The organism is Streptomyces chrestomyceticus JCM 4735 (genome assembly GCF_003865135.1).
Lineage (GTDB): Bacteria > Actinomycetota > Actinomycetes > Streptomycetales > Streptomycetaceae > Streptomyces > Streptomyces chrestomyceticus.
In genome coordinates, this window is record NZ_BHZC01000001.1 from 6,224,553 (window position 1) to 6,241,809 (window position 17,257).

Consider the following 17,257-nt stretch of genomic DNA (forward strand, 5'->3'; position numbering starts at 1 on the left):
GTAGACTGGAGCCGTGAGCGACGAGCGCCCCCGAAACGACGACCCCGACCCGATTCCCGGCCCGGACGGCCAGGCCGACCCCTTCGAGGAGATGGTGGACGCGGAGACCACCCGCGACCCCGACCTCGCGGTGATCGAGGCCGGCAGCCGTACGCTGCGCGCCCAGGCCGGCCCGCCCCAGGGGGACGGGGTTCCCGCCCGTCCGAGGACCCCGAGGTGGACCGCGCGCTGCGCGAGGTGGAGGCCGAGCTGGCCGGCCGCTGGGGCGAGACCAAGCTGGACCCGTCGGTGCGGCGCATCGAGGCGCTGATGGACGTCCTGGGCTCGCCGCAGCGCGCCTACCCGTCCATCCACATCACCGGCACCAACGGCAAGACCAGCACCGCCCGCATGATCGAGGCTCTGCTGTCCGCCTTCGAGCTGCGTACCGGCCGGTACACCAGCCCGCACGTCCAGTCCGTGACCGAGCGGATCAGCCTGGACGGCGCCCCGATCTCGGCCGAGCGCTTCATCGAGACGTACCGCGACATCGCGCCGTACGTCGAGATGGTCGACGCGCAGCAGGAGTACCGCCTCTCCTTCTTCGAGGTGCTCACCGCCATGGCGTACGCGGCCTTCGCGGACGCCCCGGTGGACGTCGCGGTCGTCGAGGTCGGCATGGGCGGCACCTGGGACGCGACCAACGTGATCGACGGTGACGTCGCCGTCGTCACGCCCATCTCGCTGGACCACACCGACCGCCTCGGCGACACCCCCGAGCAGATCGCCGGCGAGAAGTCCGGGATCATCAAGAAGGACGCCACCGTCGTCCTGGCGCAGCAGCCGGTGGACGCGGCGGCCGTGATGCTCAAGCACGCGGTCGAGGTGGACGCCACCGTGGCCCGCGAGGGCATGGAGTTCGGTGTGCTCAGCCGCGAGGTGGCGGTCGGCGGCCAGCTTCTGACGCTGCGCGGCCTGGGCGGCGAGTACGAGGGCATCTTCCTGCCGCTGTACGGCGCCCACCAGGCGCACAACGCCGCGGTGGCGCTCGCCGCCGTGGAGGCGTTCTTCGGCATCGGCTCCGAGCACGCCCGCACCCTGGACATCGACACCGTCCGCTCCGCGTTCGCCGCGGTGGCCTCGCCGGGCCGCCTGGAGGTCGTGCGCAGCAGCCCGACCGTGATCCTGGACGCGGCGCACAACCCGGCGGGTGCGCGGGCCGCGGCCGAAGCGGTCAGTGAGGCGTTCGGTTTCAGCCGACTCGTCGGGGTGGTCGGCGCCAGCGAGGGCAAGGACGTCCGCGGCGTCCTGGAAGCCTTCGAGCCGATCTTCGCGGAGATCGTGGTGACCCGTAACTCCAGCCAGCGCGCCATGGACGCGGACGAGCTGGCGGGCGTCGCGGTGGAGATCTTCGGCTCCGAGCGGGTGCAGGTCGAGCCCCGGCTCGACGACGCGCTGGAGGCGGCGATCACCCTCGCGGAGGAGGAGGGCGAGTACTCCGGGGCCGGCGTGCTGGTCACCGGCTCCGTGATCACGGTCGGCGAGGCCCGGCTGCTCCTGGGAAGGAACTGACCATGCGCACGCTGTGTGCGAGCACGCTGATCGGCGAGTTCTTCGTGATCGGGTTCGCCGGTCTGGTCGCCATGCAGACCTCCGGCCACTCCGCGGCCACGGTCTGGACGGTCAGCGGCGTCGCGATGCTGCTGTGCGTCCTGCTGTGCGGCGTGCTCACCCGCCCCGGCGGCGTGCAGCTCGGCTGGGCCCTCCAGGCGGCCCTGATCGCCAGCGGCTTCGTGGTGGGCACGATGTTCTTCCTCGGCGCGGTCTTCGCCGCGCTGTGGTGGGCGTCGGTGCACTTCGGCCGCAAGATCGACGAGGCGAAGGCCCGGTGGGCGGCCCAGGCGGGGGAGGGCCCGCAGCCGGGGGCGGCGTAGGCGCGGATCCACGGCTTCCGGTCCGGTCCCGGGCGCGGCCGTACGGACGTACCGATGTACGGACGGACGACGCGCGCCCGGGGCCGGACTTCGTGGTTCCGGGCGCGGCGGTACGGCACCCCGCCCCGGAGACCCCGCCCGGCCGCCACCTGCACCCCATCGCTCACACGTGCGAAACCCGCTCCCGCATCACCCGTTCGGCCCTCCGGCCGCCCCCGGTACCGCGTACAGCCCAACGCCGTCACCCATGTAGCCTCAGGGCACCTGCCGTCTGTCGCGTAACACAAGGAGCCCCTCCCGTGAGCCAGCGCACGCTCGTCCTCCTCAAGCCCGACGCGGTCCGCCGCGGCCTGGTCGGTGAGATTCTCGGCCGTATCGAGCGCAAGGCGGGCTGGACGATCAGCGCGCTGGAGCTGCGCACCCTGGACCGCGAAATCCTGGAGCAGCACTACGCCGAGCACGTCGGCCGGGACTTCTACGAGCCGTTGGTGCAGTTCATGTCGTCGGGCCCGGTGGTCAGCCTGGTCGTCGAGGGCGAGCGGGTCATCGAGGGCGTACGGGCGCTGGCCGGTCCGACCGACCCGATCAAGGCGCCCGGCGGCTCGATCCGCGGCGACTTCGGGACCATCACCCGGGAGAACCTCGTCCACGCCTCGGACTCGCCGGAGTCGGCGGAGCGTGAAATCAAGATTTTCTTCCCGGGCCGTTCCTGACATCCGGTCACCCCGACCCCCGGTGACCTGGGGTGACCGGCGGCCCGTCGGTCACCCCGCGGTATCCGCGCTCCGAACGGGGGAACGCTTCGGCGCGACACGACGTCCCCATTGTGGGGGGCGGGTCCGTGTTCCGCCGACAATGGCGAAGGAACCCCGCACCGCGTTCGAGCGGTGGGGACTTCGTGACTACGATGGAGCTTCCGCGCCCCGGCGCACCACACCTGCCGACCTCAAGTAAGCATTCGCTCCAGTTGGGAAGGCCAGACGTATCCTCATGGGGAACAACATGTCGTTCATCGGCCGTGACATGGCTGTCGACCTCGGGACCGCCAACACGCTGGTGTACGTCAGGGGTCGCGGGATCGTCCTCAACGAGCCGTCGGTCGTGGCCATCAACACCAACACCGGCGGCATCCTGGCCGTCGGGGCCGAGGCGAAGAAGATGATCGGCCGCACCCCCGGCAACATCGTCGCGGTGCGTCCTCTGAAGGACGGCGTGATCGCCGACTTCGAGATCACCGAGCGGATGCTCCGCTACTTCATCCTCAAGATCCACAAGCGCCGTTACCTGGCCCGCCCGCGCGTCGTCGTCTGTGTCCCCTCCGGCATCACCGGAGTCGAGCGCCGCGCGGTCATCGAGGCGTCCACCCAGGCCGGCGCGCGCCAGGTGCACATCATCGAGGAGCCGATGGCCGCCGCGATCGGCTCCGGCCTGCCGGTCCACGAGGCCACCGGCAACATGGTGGTGGACATCGGCGGCGGCACGACCGAGGTCGCCGTGATCTCGCTCGGCGGCATCGTCACGGCCCAGTCGATCCGGGTGGCCGGCGACGAGCTGGACAACGCGATCATCCAGCACATCAAGAAGGAGTACAGCCTCCTGCTGGGCGAGCGCACCGCCGAGAGCATCAAGATCACCATCGGTTCGGCGTACGACCTGGAACAGGACGAGCACACCGAGATCCGCGGCCGCGACCTGGTCTCCGGCCTGCCCAAGACCGTCGTCATCTCGGCGGCCGAGGTCCGCAAGGCGATCGAGGAGCCGGTCAACTCCATCGTCGACGCGGTCAAGACCACGCTCGACAAGTGCCCGCCGGAGCTGTCCGGCGACGTGATGGACCGCGGCATCGTGCTCACCGGCGGCGGCGCCCTGCTCCGCGGCCTCGACGAGCGCCTGCGCCGCGAGACCGGCATGCCGATCCACATCGCCGAGGACCCGCTCGACTCCGTCGCGCTCGGCAGCGGCAAGTGCGTCGAGGAGTTCGAGGCCCTCCAGCAGGTACTGGACTCCCAGCCGCGCCGCTGAGGAACCCGACATTCCGCCGTACGGGCGGCTGATCGTCCGTACGGCGGATCGTTGATATACAAGCACCACGCCCCGACGGGCGCGCACTGCGTACACAGGCACAACCGCACTCCCCAGCGCGACCGGCGCGGGCCCGCAGCCGGCCGGTCCTACGAGGAAGGACACGGCCGCCGCACGTGAGGGACACACGAGAGAGCCGGCTGCTACTGGTGCTGCTGGTCGCGATCGCGTTCGCGCTGATCACGGTGGACATCCGCGGCGGCGAACGGTCCCCGCTCGCCCCCGCCCGGCAGGCCGCCGCGGCGGCCTTCGGCCCGGTCGAGAGCGGTATCGCCACGGTCGTCGACCCGGTGGGCAACGCGGTCGGCGCGGTGCGCGACTCCGGCGAGCGGCACAACCGGATCAGCGTCCTGGAACGCGAGAACGCCGCCCTGAAGGCGAAGCTCGGCTCCACCGACCGCAACCGCAACCGGGCCGCCGAGCTGGACAAGATGCTCAAGACCGCCGGTACCGGCCAGTACGGCATCAAGGGCGCCCAGGTCATCGCCATCGGCGCGGCGCAGGGCTTCTCCTGGACCGTCACCATCGACGCCGGCTCCCAGGACGGCATCGCCCGCGACATGACCGTCCTCAACGGCGACGGCCTGGTCGGCCGGGTCACCACCGTCGGCCGCAGCACCGCCACCGTCCTGCTCGCCAACGACCCGGACTTCACCGTCGGCACCCGGATGGAGAAGACCAACGAGATCGGCTTCGCCACCGGCCAGGGCGGCGACTCGCTGCGCGTCCAGCTCCTCAACGGCAAGGCCGAGGTGAAGAAGGGCGACCGGCTGGTCACCTTCGGCTCCAGCGCCGACAAGCCGTTCGTGCCCGGCGTCCCGGTCGGACGGGTCGTCAAGGTCGACCCGTCCAACGGCGACCTGACCCGCTCCCTCCAGGTCCGCCCGTTCGTCGGCTTCTCGCAACTGGACATCGTCGGCGTGGTCGTCCAGCCGCCCCGCGAGGACCCGCGCGACACGGTGCTGCCGCAGAAACCCGCCAAACCCAAGCCGACGCCGACGGTCACCGTCACGGCCACCCCCACCGCGAGCGCCTCCCCCAGGAGCTGACCGATGCGCATCAAGAGGATCCTGCTCTCCGCCGCGCTGGTGGTCGTGGCCCTGCTGGTCCAGGTCGGCGTGCTGGCGCGGCTCCAGCTCCCGGGCGCCACACCGGACCTGCTGCTCCTGGTCGTCCTCGGCCTCGCCCTGGTGTACGGGCACGTCAGCGGCGCCCTGGTCGGCTTCGGCGCCGGGCTGCTCGCCGACCTCGCGCCGCCCTCCGACCACGCCATCGGCCGGTACGCGCTGGTGCTGTGCGTCATCGGGTACGTGGCCGGGCTGACCAAGCCGGACACCGGGCAGCACCGCTCGGCGACCATGCCGCTGGCCGTCGTGGTCGCCGCCGCCCTCGGCTCGACCCTGCTGTACGCGGGCGTCGGCTCGCTCGTCGGCGACTCCGCCGCCCGCCACGTGGGCCTGGGCTGGTTGCTGTTCACCGCCACGCTCTACGACCTGCTGCTGGCCCCGTTCGCCGTACCCCTGGTGATGGCGCTGGCCCGCCGGACGGAACACGACCCGCTGGCGGCGGACGCCGCCGGCGGGCAGGGCGGCTCCGCCAAGGGCCGCAAGAGCGTGCACGGCTGGATCGGCTCCGGCACCGGCCTGAAGGCGAGCCGCTCGATGCGCACCAGCTTCCCGTCCAAGCCGGCCCGGATCGCCGGCCAGCGCGGCGGACTGCTCGGCAGATCGGCCCGTAACAAGGCAGGACGCATCAAGGGGGTCAAGCGACTGTGACCAACATCCCGGAGACCGGCCGTACCTCGCGCGTCACGATCCGGCTGATCGCCATCCAGATCCTCGTCTTCTCCCTGCTGCTGACCCTCGGCGGCCGGCTCTGGTACCTCCAGATCCGCAACGGCCGGGAGTACGCCGACGAGGCCCGCAACAACCACGTCCAGCAGGTCGTCGAACCGGCCACCCGGGGCTCCATCCTCGACGCCCGCGGCATCCCGCTCGCCGACAACCAGACCCGCCTGGTCGTCTCCGCCAGCCGCACCGACCTGCTGAAGATGAAGGACGACGGCAAGGCCGTGCTCGGCCGGCTCGCCAAGGTCCTGGGCATGTCGGAGACGGAGATCCGCAACAAGGTCCGGCTGTGCGACGCCAAGACCCCGCAGCCCTGCTGGAACGGCTCGCCCTTCCAGCCCATCCCGATCACGGACGAGGCCACCACCCAGCAGGCCCTCCAGATCCGCGAACGCTCCGAGGACTTCCCCGGCATCTCCGCCGAGCCCACCGCCGTACGCCGCTACGCCGCGCCCGGCAAGGCCGAGACCGCGCAGGTCCTCGGCTACCTCTCGCCGGTCACCGACGAGGAGATCCAGAAGGCCAAGAACACCCGCTCGCCGCTGCTGCGATCCGACCAGATCGGCCGGTCCGGGCTGGAGCGCACCTACGACAGCGCGCTGCGCGGCAAGGCCGGCGTGACCCGCTACGAGGTCGACAACCTCGGCCGGGTCATCGGCAAGGCCAAGAGCGACAAGGCGGTGCCCGGCTCCAACGTCGTCACGAGCATAGACGCCCGGGTCCAGGCCATAGCGGAGAAGGAACTGGCGCAGGCGATGAAGGACGCCCGCGGCACCCACGACAAGAACACCGGCACCAACTACAAGGCCGACGCGGGCGCCGTGATCGTCATGGAGAACAGGACCGGCCGCATCGTCTCCATGGCCTCCAACCCGTCCTACGACCCCAACGCCTGGGTCGGCGGCATCTCCGGCAAGGACTACGCGAAGCTGACCGGAAAGGACTCCAACTACCCGCTGCTCAACCGGGCGATCCAGGGCCAGGCCGCGCCCGGCTCGATCTTCAAGGTCGTCTCCACCTCGGCCGCGGTCGCCGCCGGGTACGACTTCAACGGCACCTACCCCTGCACCGCCTCCTTCAACATCGGCGGCCAGGTCTTCAAGAACTTCGAGTCCAAGGGCTACGGCCCGATCAACCTCGGCCGGGCGCTGGAGGTCTCCTGCGACACCGTCTTCTACAGCCTCGCCTACCAGCAGTGGCAGAAGGACGGCGGCAACAAGCCGAAGAACCCGGCCGACTGGTTCTACAAGACGGCGCACCAGTTCGGCCTCGGCAAGGAGACGGGCATCGACCTGCCCAACGAGGTCACCGGCCGCGTCCCGGACCGCCAGTGGAAGAAGCGGTACTGGGAGGCCAACAAGGACAGTTGGTGCAAGCAGGGCCGGACCGGCGACGACTACGTCTCCAAGATCGCCAAGGAGAACTGCGAGTCCGGCATGAAGATGCGCGCCGGTGACTCCGTCAACTACTCCATCGGCCAGGGCGACACCCAGGTCACCCCGATACAGATGGCGACGATCTACGCGGCGATCGCCAACGGCGGCACGCTGTACAACCCGACCGTCGGCAAGGCCATCGTCAGCCCGGACGGCAAGCGCATCCAGAACATCGAGCCCAAGGCGCACGGGAAGCTGCCGGTGACGGCCAAGACGCTGTCCCAGATCGACGGCGCGCTGGCCGGTGTCGCCACCCGAGGCACCGCCGCCTGGCGCTTCCAGGGCTGGCCGCAGGACAAGATCCCGATGCACGCCAAGACGGGTACCGCCGAGGTCTACGGCAAGCAGACGACGGGCTGGTTCGCCACGTACACCAAGGACTACACGATCGTCATGACCATCTCCCAGGGCGGTACGGGATCGGGCTCGGCGGGTCCCGCCGTACGCAAGATCTACAACGCGCTGTACGGGGTGGACGACAAGGGCAAGATCGACGAGAAGGCGGCGCTGCTGCCCAGGCCGCAGACCGGCCTGCCCAAGATCCTGGGCGACGGCACGATCCAGGCGCAGCCCATCAAGCCGGTGGCCGCCACCCCGCCGTCCGCCGCGCCCGGAAGGCGGGAACAGTGACCAGCTCGCACACGGCGAACGGCTTCACCGTCCGCCGCTACAGCCCCGACCGCGGCGCCTGGGGCAAGCTGACGGCGCGCGACTCGGTCGTCCGCCGCCTCGACTGGGTCATGCTGCTGTGCTGCCTGGCCCTGTCCCTGATCGGCGCGGTGCTGGTCTTCTCCGCGACCCGCAACCGCACCGAACTCAACCACGGCGACGAGTTCGGCTTCCTCCTCCGCCACCTGCTGAACACCGGCATCGGGCTGACCCTGGCGGCCGGCGCGATCTGGCTCGGCCACCGCACGCTGCGCGGGGCCGTGCCGATCCTGTACACCGTCTCGCTGCTGCTGTCGCTGCTCGTCCTGACGCCGCTGGGCGCCACGATCAACGGCTCCCGCTCGTGGCTCGCCATCCCCGGCGGGCTCTCCCTCCAGCCCGCCGAATTCGCCAAGATCACGATCACGCTGGGGATGGCGGTCATCCTCGCGGGCCGGGTCGACGCGGGCGACCGCCCGCACCCCGACCACCGCACCGTCGTGCAGGCCCTCGGCCTGGCCGCCGTCCCGGTCGGCATCATCATGCTGATGCCGGACCTCGGCTCGGTGATGGTCCTCGGCGCCATCATCCTCGGCGTCCTGCTCGCCTCCGGCGCCTCCAACCGGTGGATCCTCGGGCTGGTGGGCGCCGGTGTCGCCGGCTGCGTCGCCATCTGGCAACTGGGCCTGCTGGACGCCTACCAGATCGCCCGCTTCGCCGCCTTCGCCAACCCGAGCCTGGACCCGGCGGGCGTCGGCTACAACACCAACCAGGCGCGCATCGCGATCGGCGGCGGCGGGCTGACCGGCTCCGGCCTCTTCCAGGGCAGCCAGACCACCGGCCAGTTCGTTCCGGAGCAGCAGACCGACTTCATCTTCACCGTCGCCGGTGAGGAGCTGGGCTTCCTCGGCGCGGGCCTGATCATCGTCCTGCTGGGCGTCGTCCTGTGGCGCGCCTGCCGCATCGCCCGGGAGGCCAGCGAGCTCTACAGCACCATCGTCGCGGCGGGCTGCATCTCCTGGTTCTCGTTCCAGGCGTTCGAGAACATCGGGATGACGCTCGGCATCATGCCGGTCACCGGGCTCCCGCTGCCGTTCGTCTCGTACGGCGGCACGTCCATGTTCGCGGTCTGGATCGCCATAGGGCTGCTCCAGTCCATCCATGTGCAGCGGCCGGTGTCGGCCTGATCCCGCGCCTGCCGTACGCCGGGTACGTACGGCAGGTCCGTACGTCAGCGGGCGGCGCGGTAGGAGCTGTAGGCGACGAGGGCGGCGAGCACCGCGGCGCTCGCCGCCGTGGCGAGGAGTACCCAGAGGGCGATCCGCGCCCCGCTCGCCCGCTGCCGGGGCCGGCTTGCCCGGGGCTCCCAAGGTGCCTCCGGAGCGCCGCTGAGGGCCGTGTCGGCCAGCAGCCGACGGCAGGCGGCGGCGAGTTCGCCCGTACCGCTGTCCAGCCGCATCACCGTCTCCGCCCGCGCGGGCGCACTCGTACCGCCGTCCAGGATGCGGCCCGCCCGTAAGAGCACCTCACCCCGCGTCCCGGTGACGGACAGGCTTATCCACCGCTGGACGTGCTCGCCCCGTATGACCACCCCGCCCGTCCGGTCCCGGTAGACCGTGTGCTGCTGCCAGAGAACAGCGGCCAACTGGCGTGCGGTGTCCGTCAGATGCGCGAGCATCGTTCCCCCTGCTCTGATGTGCGCCGGTCAAGGATCGCACTGTACCGGCAGGTGCGGACGGGGACGGACCGGGGTCCGGGCAGTGTCAGGGGCGGGGCGGCGGAGCGCCGTCGGGCCGGAACGTGGACGCCGAAGGCGGTGTCCGCCCCGGGTGGCAGCTCGGGACGGACACCGGCAGACAGGCGTCAGGACTGCTGGATGCGCAGCAAGGAGGCCGCCAGTTGGTCCACCTCCTCAGGGGTGTTGTAGAGGGCCAGGGAGGCGCGTACGGCGCTGTCCAGGCCGTAGTGGGCCAGGGCCGGCTGCGCGCAGTGGTGGCCCGAGCGGACGGCGATGCCCTCCAGGTCGAGGGCCTGCGCCACCGCCGTCGGGTCGTGCCCGGCGAGCGTGAAGGCCAGCACCCCGATGCGGTCGGGGCCTCACCCAATACCCGTAGGCCGGGTACGGCCGCCAGCACCTGCTGCGCGTAGGCCAGCAACTGGGTCTCGTACGCGGCGATGGCCTCGTGGTCGAAGGACGACAGCCAGTCGAGGGCCGCGAGCAGCCCCACCACACCGGAGATGTGGCCCGTACCGGCCTCGAAGAGGTGCGGTGCGGGCGCGAACGTCGTGCGGTCGAAGGAAACGGACTCGATCATGTTCCCGCCGCCCTGCCACGGCGCCATCGACGCCAGCAGCTCGGGCTTGGCGTACAGCGCGCCGATCCCCGTGGGCGCGAACAGCTTGTGACCGGAGAAGGCGTAGAAGTCGGCGTCCAGAGCCTGCACGTCGACCGGGAAGTGGGCCACCGCCTGCGCGCCGTCCACCAGCACCTTGGCGCCGTAACGGTGGGCCAGCGCCGTCATCTCCGCCACCGGCGGGACGGTGCCCAGCACGTTGGAGGCATGGCTGACGGCCACCAGGCGGGTACGGGAGGACAGCAGGTCGGCGTAGGCGAACTGGTCGATCTGCCCGTCCGGCAGCAGCGGGACCGGCACCACCCGGGCGTGTGTCTCGGCGGCGAGCTGCTGCCACGGCACGATGTCGGAGTGGTGCTCCAGTACGGGGACGAGGATGTCGTCGCCCGGACCGACGTTGGCCCGCCCCCAGGTCTGGGCGACCAGGTTGATCGCCTCGGTGGTGCCCCGGACGAAGACGATCTCCTCGGGGGACGGGGCGCCCAGGAAGTCCGCGACGGCGGCCCGGCCCGCTTCGTACAGGGCGGTGGCGTCGCGGGCCATGGAGTGGGCGCCGCGGTGGATGTTGGAGTTGGCCGAGCCGTAGAACGCGGCCACGGCCTCGATCACCTGGCGCGGCTTCTGCGTGGTGGCGCCGTTGTCGAGCCACACGAGCGGCCGGCCGTTGACCAGCCGGTGCAGGATCGGGACGTCGCGGCGCGCCATCTCCGGGGAGAAGGCGCCGCGTTGGGCTCCGGGGAATTGCTGGGGAACGGAACCGACGGTGGGGTCGGTCGCGGGAACGGCCGGGGTGGTGGGGACGGTGGTGGCCGTATCGGGGGCCGGGACGGCACTCGCGGCGGGGGCCGCGCCCGTGGTCGGTATCGCGGCCACGCCGGGGACGGCGCCCATGGCCGGTATCGCGTCCATGCGGGGGACAGCGCCCGTGGCCGGAACGGAGTTCGGGTCCGGGACCGTCGGCGTAGCCGGAACCGCGCTCGTTCCGGGGATCGCGCTCATGCCCGGGACGGCGCCGAAGCCGAGGTACTGCTCCGCTCCAGGTACCGCCGACGCCGTACTGGGAACGGCACTTGACGTCGCGCCGCCCGTGCCGGAGCCCGCGCTCGGGACCGGTGGCATCCCCGGCAGACCGGCCATGGCGGCGGCCGGTACGACGGTCGCCCCCGCGCCCGGCGCCGCGCCCATGTTCGGTGCTGTGGCCGGTGTGGTGGCCGCTGCCGTCGCGGGTGCCGTGTCCGCCGGTACGGCCGGGGCCGTCGCGGCGGCGGACGGCGCCGCCGGGCCCGCGGTGCCGGCCCTCGTCCCCTTGCCCAGGAGCGCGCTCAGCGGTGCCGTGAGCCCCGTGACCTCAGGAGTAGTCATGGTACTTGGACACCTCGACGTTCTGGAGGACGGCCAGGGCGTCCTCGACCAGGACGGCGGTGTTGAAGTAGGCCGTGACCAGGTACGAGGTGATGGCCTTCTGGTCCACGCCCATGTTGCGGATGGACAGGCCGGGTTCCGCCTCGTCGGGCACCGAGCTGGGACGCAGACCCACCACGCCCTGCTCGGCCTCGCCCACCCGCATCAGCAGGATCTCCGTCGTACCCGCGCCGTTGATGCCCACCTTGTCGGACGGCAGCAGCGGCACGCCGCGCCAGGTCAGCAGCGGACTGCCGAACCGGGTGTCGGTCACCGGGGGCACACCCCGGCGGGTACATTCACGCCCGAACGCGGCGATCGCCCGAGGGTGCGCCACGAAGTACGCGGGCTGCTTCCACACCTTGGCCAGCAGCTCGTCCAGGTCGTCCGGCGTCGGCGAGCCGGTGCGCGGCTGCACCCGCATCCCCGGCGCGACCTGGTTGAACAGGCCGAACTCCGGGTGGTTGAGCATCATCGACTCCTGCCGCTCACGCAGCGCGTGCACGGTCAGGTTGCTCTGCGCCCGGGTCTGGTCGATGGGCTGGTTGTACAGGTCGGCGACGCGGGTGTGCACGCGCAGCACGGTCTGGGCGAGGCTCATGTGGTACTCGCGCGGCGTGTCCTCGTACTCCACGTACGTGCCCGGCAGCACCGGTTCGCCGACGTGCCCGGCGGCCAGGTCGACCGGCGCCTCGGCGCCCGGCGTGGGCCCTTCGCCGGAGCAGTAGGACTCCATCGAGGTGCGCAACGACTCGTCGCGGTCGGCCAGTTCGGCCAGCTTGGAGCGGTGGATGCACAGCGCGACACCGGGGGTGAGGGTACGGACCCGGTACGGCAGCGTCTCGCCCTTGGCCCAGGCCTCCAGGTCGAAGAACTGGCCGTCGCCGACGATCTCCAGCAGCGCGTCCTCGCCGTAGCGGCCGGTCACCCGCTTCTCCGCGCGGCCCCGTACGAGCACCCAGAGCCGGTCGGCGGTGTCGCTCTCCGTGCACAGTAACTGCCCGGCCTCGAAGGTCACCTCGTCGCACGTCTCGGCCAGTTCGCGAAGCTGTCCCTCGTCCGCCTGCCGCAGGAACGGCAGTTCCCGCAGGTCCTCGGGCACGATGCGGTGGCTGTCGCCCTCGGAGAAGGTGCTGATCCGGTCGTCGCCGAGGATGAACGTACGGCGGCGGTTGACGCGGTAGACACCGGCGTCGACATCCACCCACGGCAGGGCGCGCAGCAGATAGCGCGGGGTGATGCCGCGCATCTGCGGCGTGGTCTTGGTGGCGGTGGCGAGTTGCCGTGCCGCATCGGGACTGAGGCTCTGGCGGCCGTTGGTGGTCATCGTTCCTCCTCGTGAAAGGGCGCGCGGACGCACCGCGGCCCTCGCGGCCGCCGCGGTCCGCACGCGGGATGAGGGCACCGATCGTCCGAGCGGCAACTGCCGACGGCAAGACGGCGTATTTCCGCAACCGGCCGGAAAGGAGCTATCGGGCATTCGCAGGTGTTCGTACAGAGATGAACTGATTGTGGGCCGGACGCCACGTGGCCAGCCCGGAACTCTTCCGGCGGACGGCGCGCCACCGCCGGAACGTCCGGTCGGGGACTGCCTCGGCGCCGCACACGCGGCTAGATTCGATCCATGGCGGACACCGTGCGGGAGATCGAGCGAAAGTACGAGGCCGATGACAGCACCGAACTGCCCGACCTGACCGGCGTCGCCGGGGTCGCGGCCGTCGCGGACCAGGGCACCGTAGTCCTGCTCGCCACCTACTACGACACGCCGGACCAGCGGCTCGCCGCCGACGGCGTCACGCTGCGGCGGCGCACCGGAGGCGGCGACGCGGGCTGGCACCTGAAACTGCCGGTCGCCCCCGGCGTACGGGACGAGGTCCGGATGCCGCTCGCCGACCGGGTACCGCCGAAGCTCGCGGCGCTGGTGCGCTCGCGGGTGCGCGGCGCGCGCCTGGCGCCGGTGGCGCAACTGCGGACCCGGCGCACGCTGCGGGTGCTGGAGAGCGAACAGGGCGAGCCGGTCGCGGAGGTGGCGGTCGACGAGGTGGTGGCGCACCGGGTGGACGGTGCGGGGCCGGTGGACGGTGCGGACCGGGGGGAGGGGCACGGCCAGGACCAGGACCGTGACCCGAGCCAGGATCAGGACCAGGAGTCGTCAGGAAGCCGGGTGACGGTCGGCGTCCGCTGGCGCGAGATCGAGGTGGAGCTGGTGGGGGACGGGACTCCCGCTCTCCTGGACGCCGTGGAGGAGGTCCTGGCGGCCGCGGGGGTACGGCCCGCGAGTTCGGCGTCCAAGCTGGCCCGCGCGCTGGAGGAGACGGCGGAGACTGCCGGGACAGTCGAGCCGACGGAACAGCAGTCGCAGGGAGAGCCGAAGCGCGGGAAGTCCTCCCTGACCGATAAGCCCGCCAAGGCAAGCCGGCCCGCCAAGCCGGGCAAGCCCGGAAAGCCCGGCAAGGCCGGAGCAGCCGCCACATCCCCTCAGCCCGCCGACCTCCGTACCGCCGGTGACGCCGTCCTCGCGTACGTCCGTGAGCAGATCCGCACCCTCGTCGAGCTGGACCCGGCCGTCCGCCGGGACGTACCCGACTCGGTGCACCAGATGCGTGTCGCCACCCGTCGGCTGCGCAGTGCCTTCCGCTCGTACGGCGCCGTGCTGGACCGGTCGGTGACCGATCCGATCGGCGACGAACTGAAGTGGCTGGCGGGGGAGCTGGGCGTCGACCGGGACCGCGAGGTGCTGGCGGAGCGGCTGCGGGAAGGGCTGGGGGAGCTGCCGCGCGAGCTGCGGATGGGCCCGGTGGCCGCGCGCCTGCGCCTGTGGTCGCAGCGCCGCCGCCTCGGCTCCCGGCAGTCGCTGCTCACGGTTCTGGACGGGGCACGGCACCTGACGCTGCTGGAGAGCCTGCACGCGCTCCTGGCGGACCCGCCGCTGCGCCCGGCCGCGGACCGCCCGCCGGGGCGCGCGATGGCGAAGGCCGTGCTCAAGGACTACCGGCGGCTGGACGGGCGGATCGCGACCGCGCTGGCGGCGCCGCCCGGGCCGGAGCGCGACGAGGCGCTGCACGCCGCCCGCAAGGCGGCCAAGCGGGTGCGGTACGCGGCGGAGGCGGCGACGCCGGTGCTGGGCCGCCCGGCGAAGAAGTTCGCCACCCGTATGAAGCGGGTGCAGCAACTGCTCGGCGATCACCAGGACAGCGTGCTGGCCCGCGCGGCGCTGCGGGACCTCGCCGTACAGGCGCACGGCGCGGGCGAGGGCGGTTTCAGTTTCGGACTGCTGTACGGGCGGGAGGAGGCGGCCGCGGCGGCCCGGGAGCGGGAGCTGCCCGGGGTGTGGCGGAAGGCGTCGAAGCCGGCGCACCGCAGGAAGCTGCGCGGGTGACGTACCGCGTGCGATGAGTCGGGGACGTCCACCGGGCAGCGGTGCCGCGCCGCGCCCGGCGGGCCGCCGCCCGCCCGGAGCCCCCGACCCGCCCGGTGCCCCCCGTCCGCCCGGTGACCCACCGTCCGCACGCCGTCACCCCTTGCCCACCAGGGCGGTCCCCGTCAACAGGGCCGCTTTCCCGGGGTACGCTGGATGGTCACCCCTGCCAGCTCATGAAAGACGCCGCGATGCCTGTCGAGACGGTCTTCCCGCGCCTGGAAGCGCTTCTCCCGCATGTCCAGAAGCCCATCCAGTACGTCGGTGGAGAGCTCAACTCCACCGTCAAAGACTGGGATGCCTGCGATGTGCGCTGGTCGCTCATGTACCCGGACGCCTACGAGGTCGGGCTGCCCAACCAGGGCGTCATGATCCTGTACGAGGTCCTCAACGAGCGCGAGGGGGTGCTGGCCGAGCGCACGTACAGCGTCTGGCCGGACCTCGAAGCGCTGATGCGCGAGCACAACGTGCCGCAGTTCACCGTCGACGCGCACCGCCCGGTCAGCGCCTTCGACGTCCTCGGCGTCTCCTTCTCCACCGAGCTGGGCTACACCAACCTGCTCACCGCCCTGGACCTGTCGGGCATCCCGATCGAGGCCAAGGACCGTACGGAGGACCACCCGCTGATCCTCGCGGGCGGCCACGCGGCGTTCAACCCGGAGCCGATCGCCGACTTCCTGGACTGTGCGGTGGTCGGCGACGGCGAGCAGGCCGTGCTGGAGATCACCGACATCATCCGCGCCTGGAAGGCCGAGGGCCGTCCCGGCGGGCGCGACGAGCTGCTGTTCCGCCTCGCGAAGACCGGCAGCGTGTACGTCCCCAAGTTCTACGACGTGGAGTACCTGGCCGACGGGCGCATCTCGCGCGTCGTGCCGAACCGCTCCGGCGTCCCGTGGCGGGTGTCCAAGCACACCGTCATGGACCTGGACGAGTGGCCCTACCCCAAGCAGCCGCTCGTCCCGCTGGCCGAGACCGTCCATGAACGGATGTCGGTCGAAATCTTCCGTGGCTGCACCCGCGGCTGCCGTTTCTGCCAGGCAGGCATGATCACGCGCCCCGTGCGGGAGCGAAGCATCACCGGCATCGGCGAGATGGTGGACAAGGGCCTGAAGGCCACGGGATTCGAGGAGGTCGGCCTGCTGTCGCTGTCCTCCGCGGACCACACCGAGATCGGCGACATCGCCAAGGGCCTCGCCGACCGGTACGAGGAAGACAAGATCGGTCTGTCGCTGCCGTCGACCCGTGTCGACGCCTTCAACGTCGATCTTGCCAACGAGCTGACGCGCAACGGCCGACGCTCGGGACTGACCTTCGCGCCCGAGGGCGGCAGCGAGCGGATGCGCAAGGTCATCAACAAGATGGTCTCGGAAGAGGACCTGATCCGTACGGTCGCCACGGCCTACGGCAACGGCTGGCGGCAGGTGAAGCTGTACTTCATGTGCGGCCTGCCCACCGAGACCGACGAGGACGTCCTGCAGATCGGCGACATGGCGGTCAACGTGATCGCCAAGGGCCGCCAGGTCGCCAACTCCAACGACATCCGCTGCACCGTCTCCATCGGCGGCTTCGTCCCCAAGCCGCACACCCCCTTCCAGTGGGCGCCGCAGCTCAGCGCCGAGGAGACCGACGCCCGCCTGGAGAAGCTGCGCGACAAGATCCGCGGCGACAAGAAGTACGGCCGCTCCATCGGCTTCCGCTACCACGACGGCAAGCCCGGCATCGTCGAGGGCCTGCTCTCCCGCGGCGACCGCCGCGTCGGCGCCGTCATCCGCGCCGTCTACGAGGGCGGCGGCCGCTTCGACGGCTGGCGCGAGCACTTCTCGTACGACCGCTGGATGAAGGCCGCCGAGGAGACCCTCCCCGCGTACGGCGTCGACGTCGCCTGGTACACCACCCGCGAGCGCACGTACGAGGAGGTCCTGCCCTGGGACCACCTGGACTCCGGCCTGGACAAGGACTGGCTCTGGGAGGACTGGCAGGACGCCCTCGACGAGACCGAGGTCGAGGACTGCCGCTGGACTCCTTGCTTCGACTGTGGGGTGTGCCCGCAGCTCGACCTCGACATCCAGATCGGCCCGACGGGCAAGAAGCTGCTGCCGCTGAGTGTCGTCAACAAGTAGTACCTGTCGACGGGTCTCCCCTGCCCCGGGGCAGGGGA

11 protein-coding genes and 2 pseudogenes are annotated in these 17,257 nt (G+C 71.4%); 10 read left to right on the forward strand and 3 right to left on the reverse strand.

All coding sequences use genetic code 11. The features are described from left to right. Window positions 1–13 precede the first annotated feature (13 nt). From folC to rodA, 8 genes and pseudogenes are all read left to right on the forward strand, one after another. Window positions 14–1,551, forward strand: a pseudogene (gene folC, locus EJG53_RS26950) (bifunctional tetrahydrofolate synthase/dihydrofolate synthase). A gap of 2 nt (window positions 1,552–1,553) precedes the next feature. Further along, window positions 1,554–1,913 carry a DUF4233 domain-containing protein gene (locus EJG53_RS26955; RefSeq protein WP_125047057.1) on the forward strand — a complete coding sequence of 120 codons (360 nt, stop codon included), beginning with the start codon at window positions 1,554–1,556 and terminating at the stop codon, window positions 1,911–1,913. Between the two features lie 299 nt (window positions 1,914–2,212). After that, the gene (gene ndk / locus EJG53_RS26960; protein ID WP_031001873.1) at window positions 2,213–2,626 is read left to right on the forward strand and encodes a nucleoside-diphosphate kinase; all 414 of its coding nucleotides are present in this window, start codon (window positions 2,213–2,215) and stop codon (window positions 2,624–2,626) included. A gap of 289 nt (window positions 2,627–2,915) precedes the next feature. Then, window positions 2,916–3,935, forward strand: a complete 1,020-nt coding sequence (locus tag EJG53_RS26965) for a rod shape-determining protein (protein ID WP_003985182.1) — start codon at window positions 2,916–2,918, stop codon at window positions 3,933–3,935. 176 nt (window positions 3,936–4,111) lie between these two features. Further along, entirely contained in the window at window positions 4,112–5,044 is a 933-nt protein-coding gene (gene mreC / locus EJG53_RS26970; protein ID WP_031001874.1) for a rod shape-determining protein MreC, read from the forward strand. Window positions 5,045–5,047: 3 nt separating this feature from the next. Further along, complete coding sequence (mreD, locus tag EJG53_RS26975; RefSeq protein WP_125047058.1) at window positions 5,048–5,770, forward strand: rod shape-determining protein MreD; 723 nt, start codon at window positions 5,048–5,050, stop codon at window positions 5,768–5,770. Then, window positions 5,767–7,908 carry a penicillin-binding protein 2 gene (gene mrdA, locus EJG53_RS26980; protein ID WP_125047059.1) on the forward strand — a complete coding sequence of 714 codons (2,142 nt, stop codon included), beginning with the start codon at window positions 5,767–5,769 and terminating at the stop codon, window positions 7,906–7,908. Before mreD ends, mrdA begins: the two co-directional genes overlap by 4 nt. Then, window positions 7,905–9,113, forward strand: coding sequence for a rod shape-determining protein RodA (gene rodA, locus EJG53_RS26985; RefSeq protein ID WP_125047060.1), 1,209 nt, complete (start codon window positions 7,905–7,907; stop codon window positions 9,111–9,113). The genes mrdA and rodA overlap by 4 nt, the downstream gene beginning before the upstream one ends. Window positions 9,114–9,157: 44 nt before the next feature. On the opposite strand, the gene EJG53_RS42795 is transcribed toward rodA, so the two are convergent. From EJG53_RS42795 to EJG53_RS27000, 3 genes and pseudogenes are all read right to left on the reverse strand, one after another. Then, the gene (locus EJG53_RS42795; RefSeq protein WP_244955359.1) at window positions 9,158–9,604 is read right to left on the reverse strand and encodes a hypothetical protein; all 447 of its coding nucleotides are present in this window, start codon (window positions 9,602–9,604) and stop codon (window positions 9,158–9,160) included. A gap of 185 nt (window positions 9,605–9,789) precedes the next feature. Continuing rightward, window positions 9,790–11,189 (reverse strand): annotated as a pseudogene (locus tag EJG53_RS26995) (SufS family cysteine desulfurase). A gap of 439 nt (window positions 11,190–11,628) precedes the next feature. Then, entirely contained in the window at window positions 11,629–13,008 is a 1,380-nt protein-coding gene (locus EJG53_RS27000; protein WP_125047061.1) for a family 2B encapsulin nanocompartment shell protein, read from the reverse strand. A gap of 297 nt (window positions 13,009–13,305) precedes the next feature. On the opposite strand from EJG53_RS27000, the gene EJG53_RS27005 reads away from it, so the two are divergent. Next, window positions 13,306–15,060: a CYTH and CHAD domain-containing protein gene (locus tag EJG53_RS27005; RefSeq protein ID WP_125047062.1), complete on the forward strand. Its 1,755-nt coding sequence runs from the start codon at window positions 13,306–13,308 to the stop codon at window positions 15,058–15,060. Window positions 15,061–15,290: 230 nt separating this feature from the next. Beyond that, complete coding sequence (locus EJG53_RS27010; RefSeq protein WP_125047063.1) at window positions 15,291–17,219, forward strand: TIGR03960 family B12-binding radical SAM protein; 1,929 nt, start codon at window positions 15,291–15,293, stop codon at window positions 17,217–17,219. Window positions 17,220–17,257: the final 38 nt, after the last annotated feature.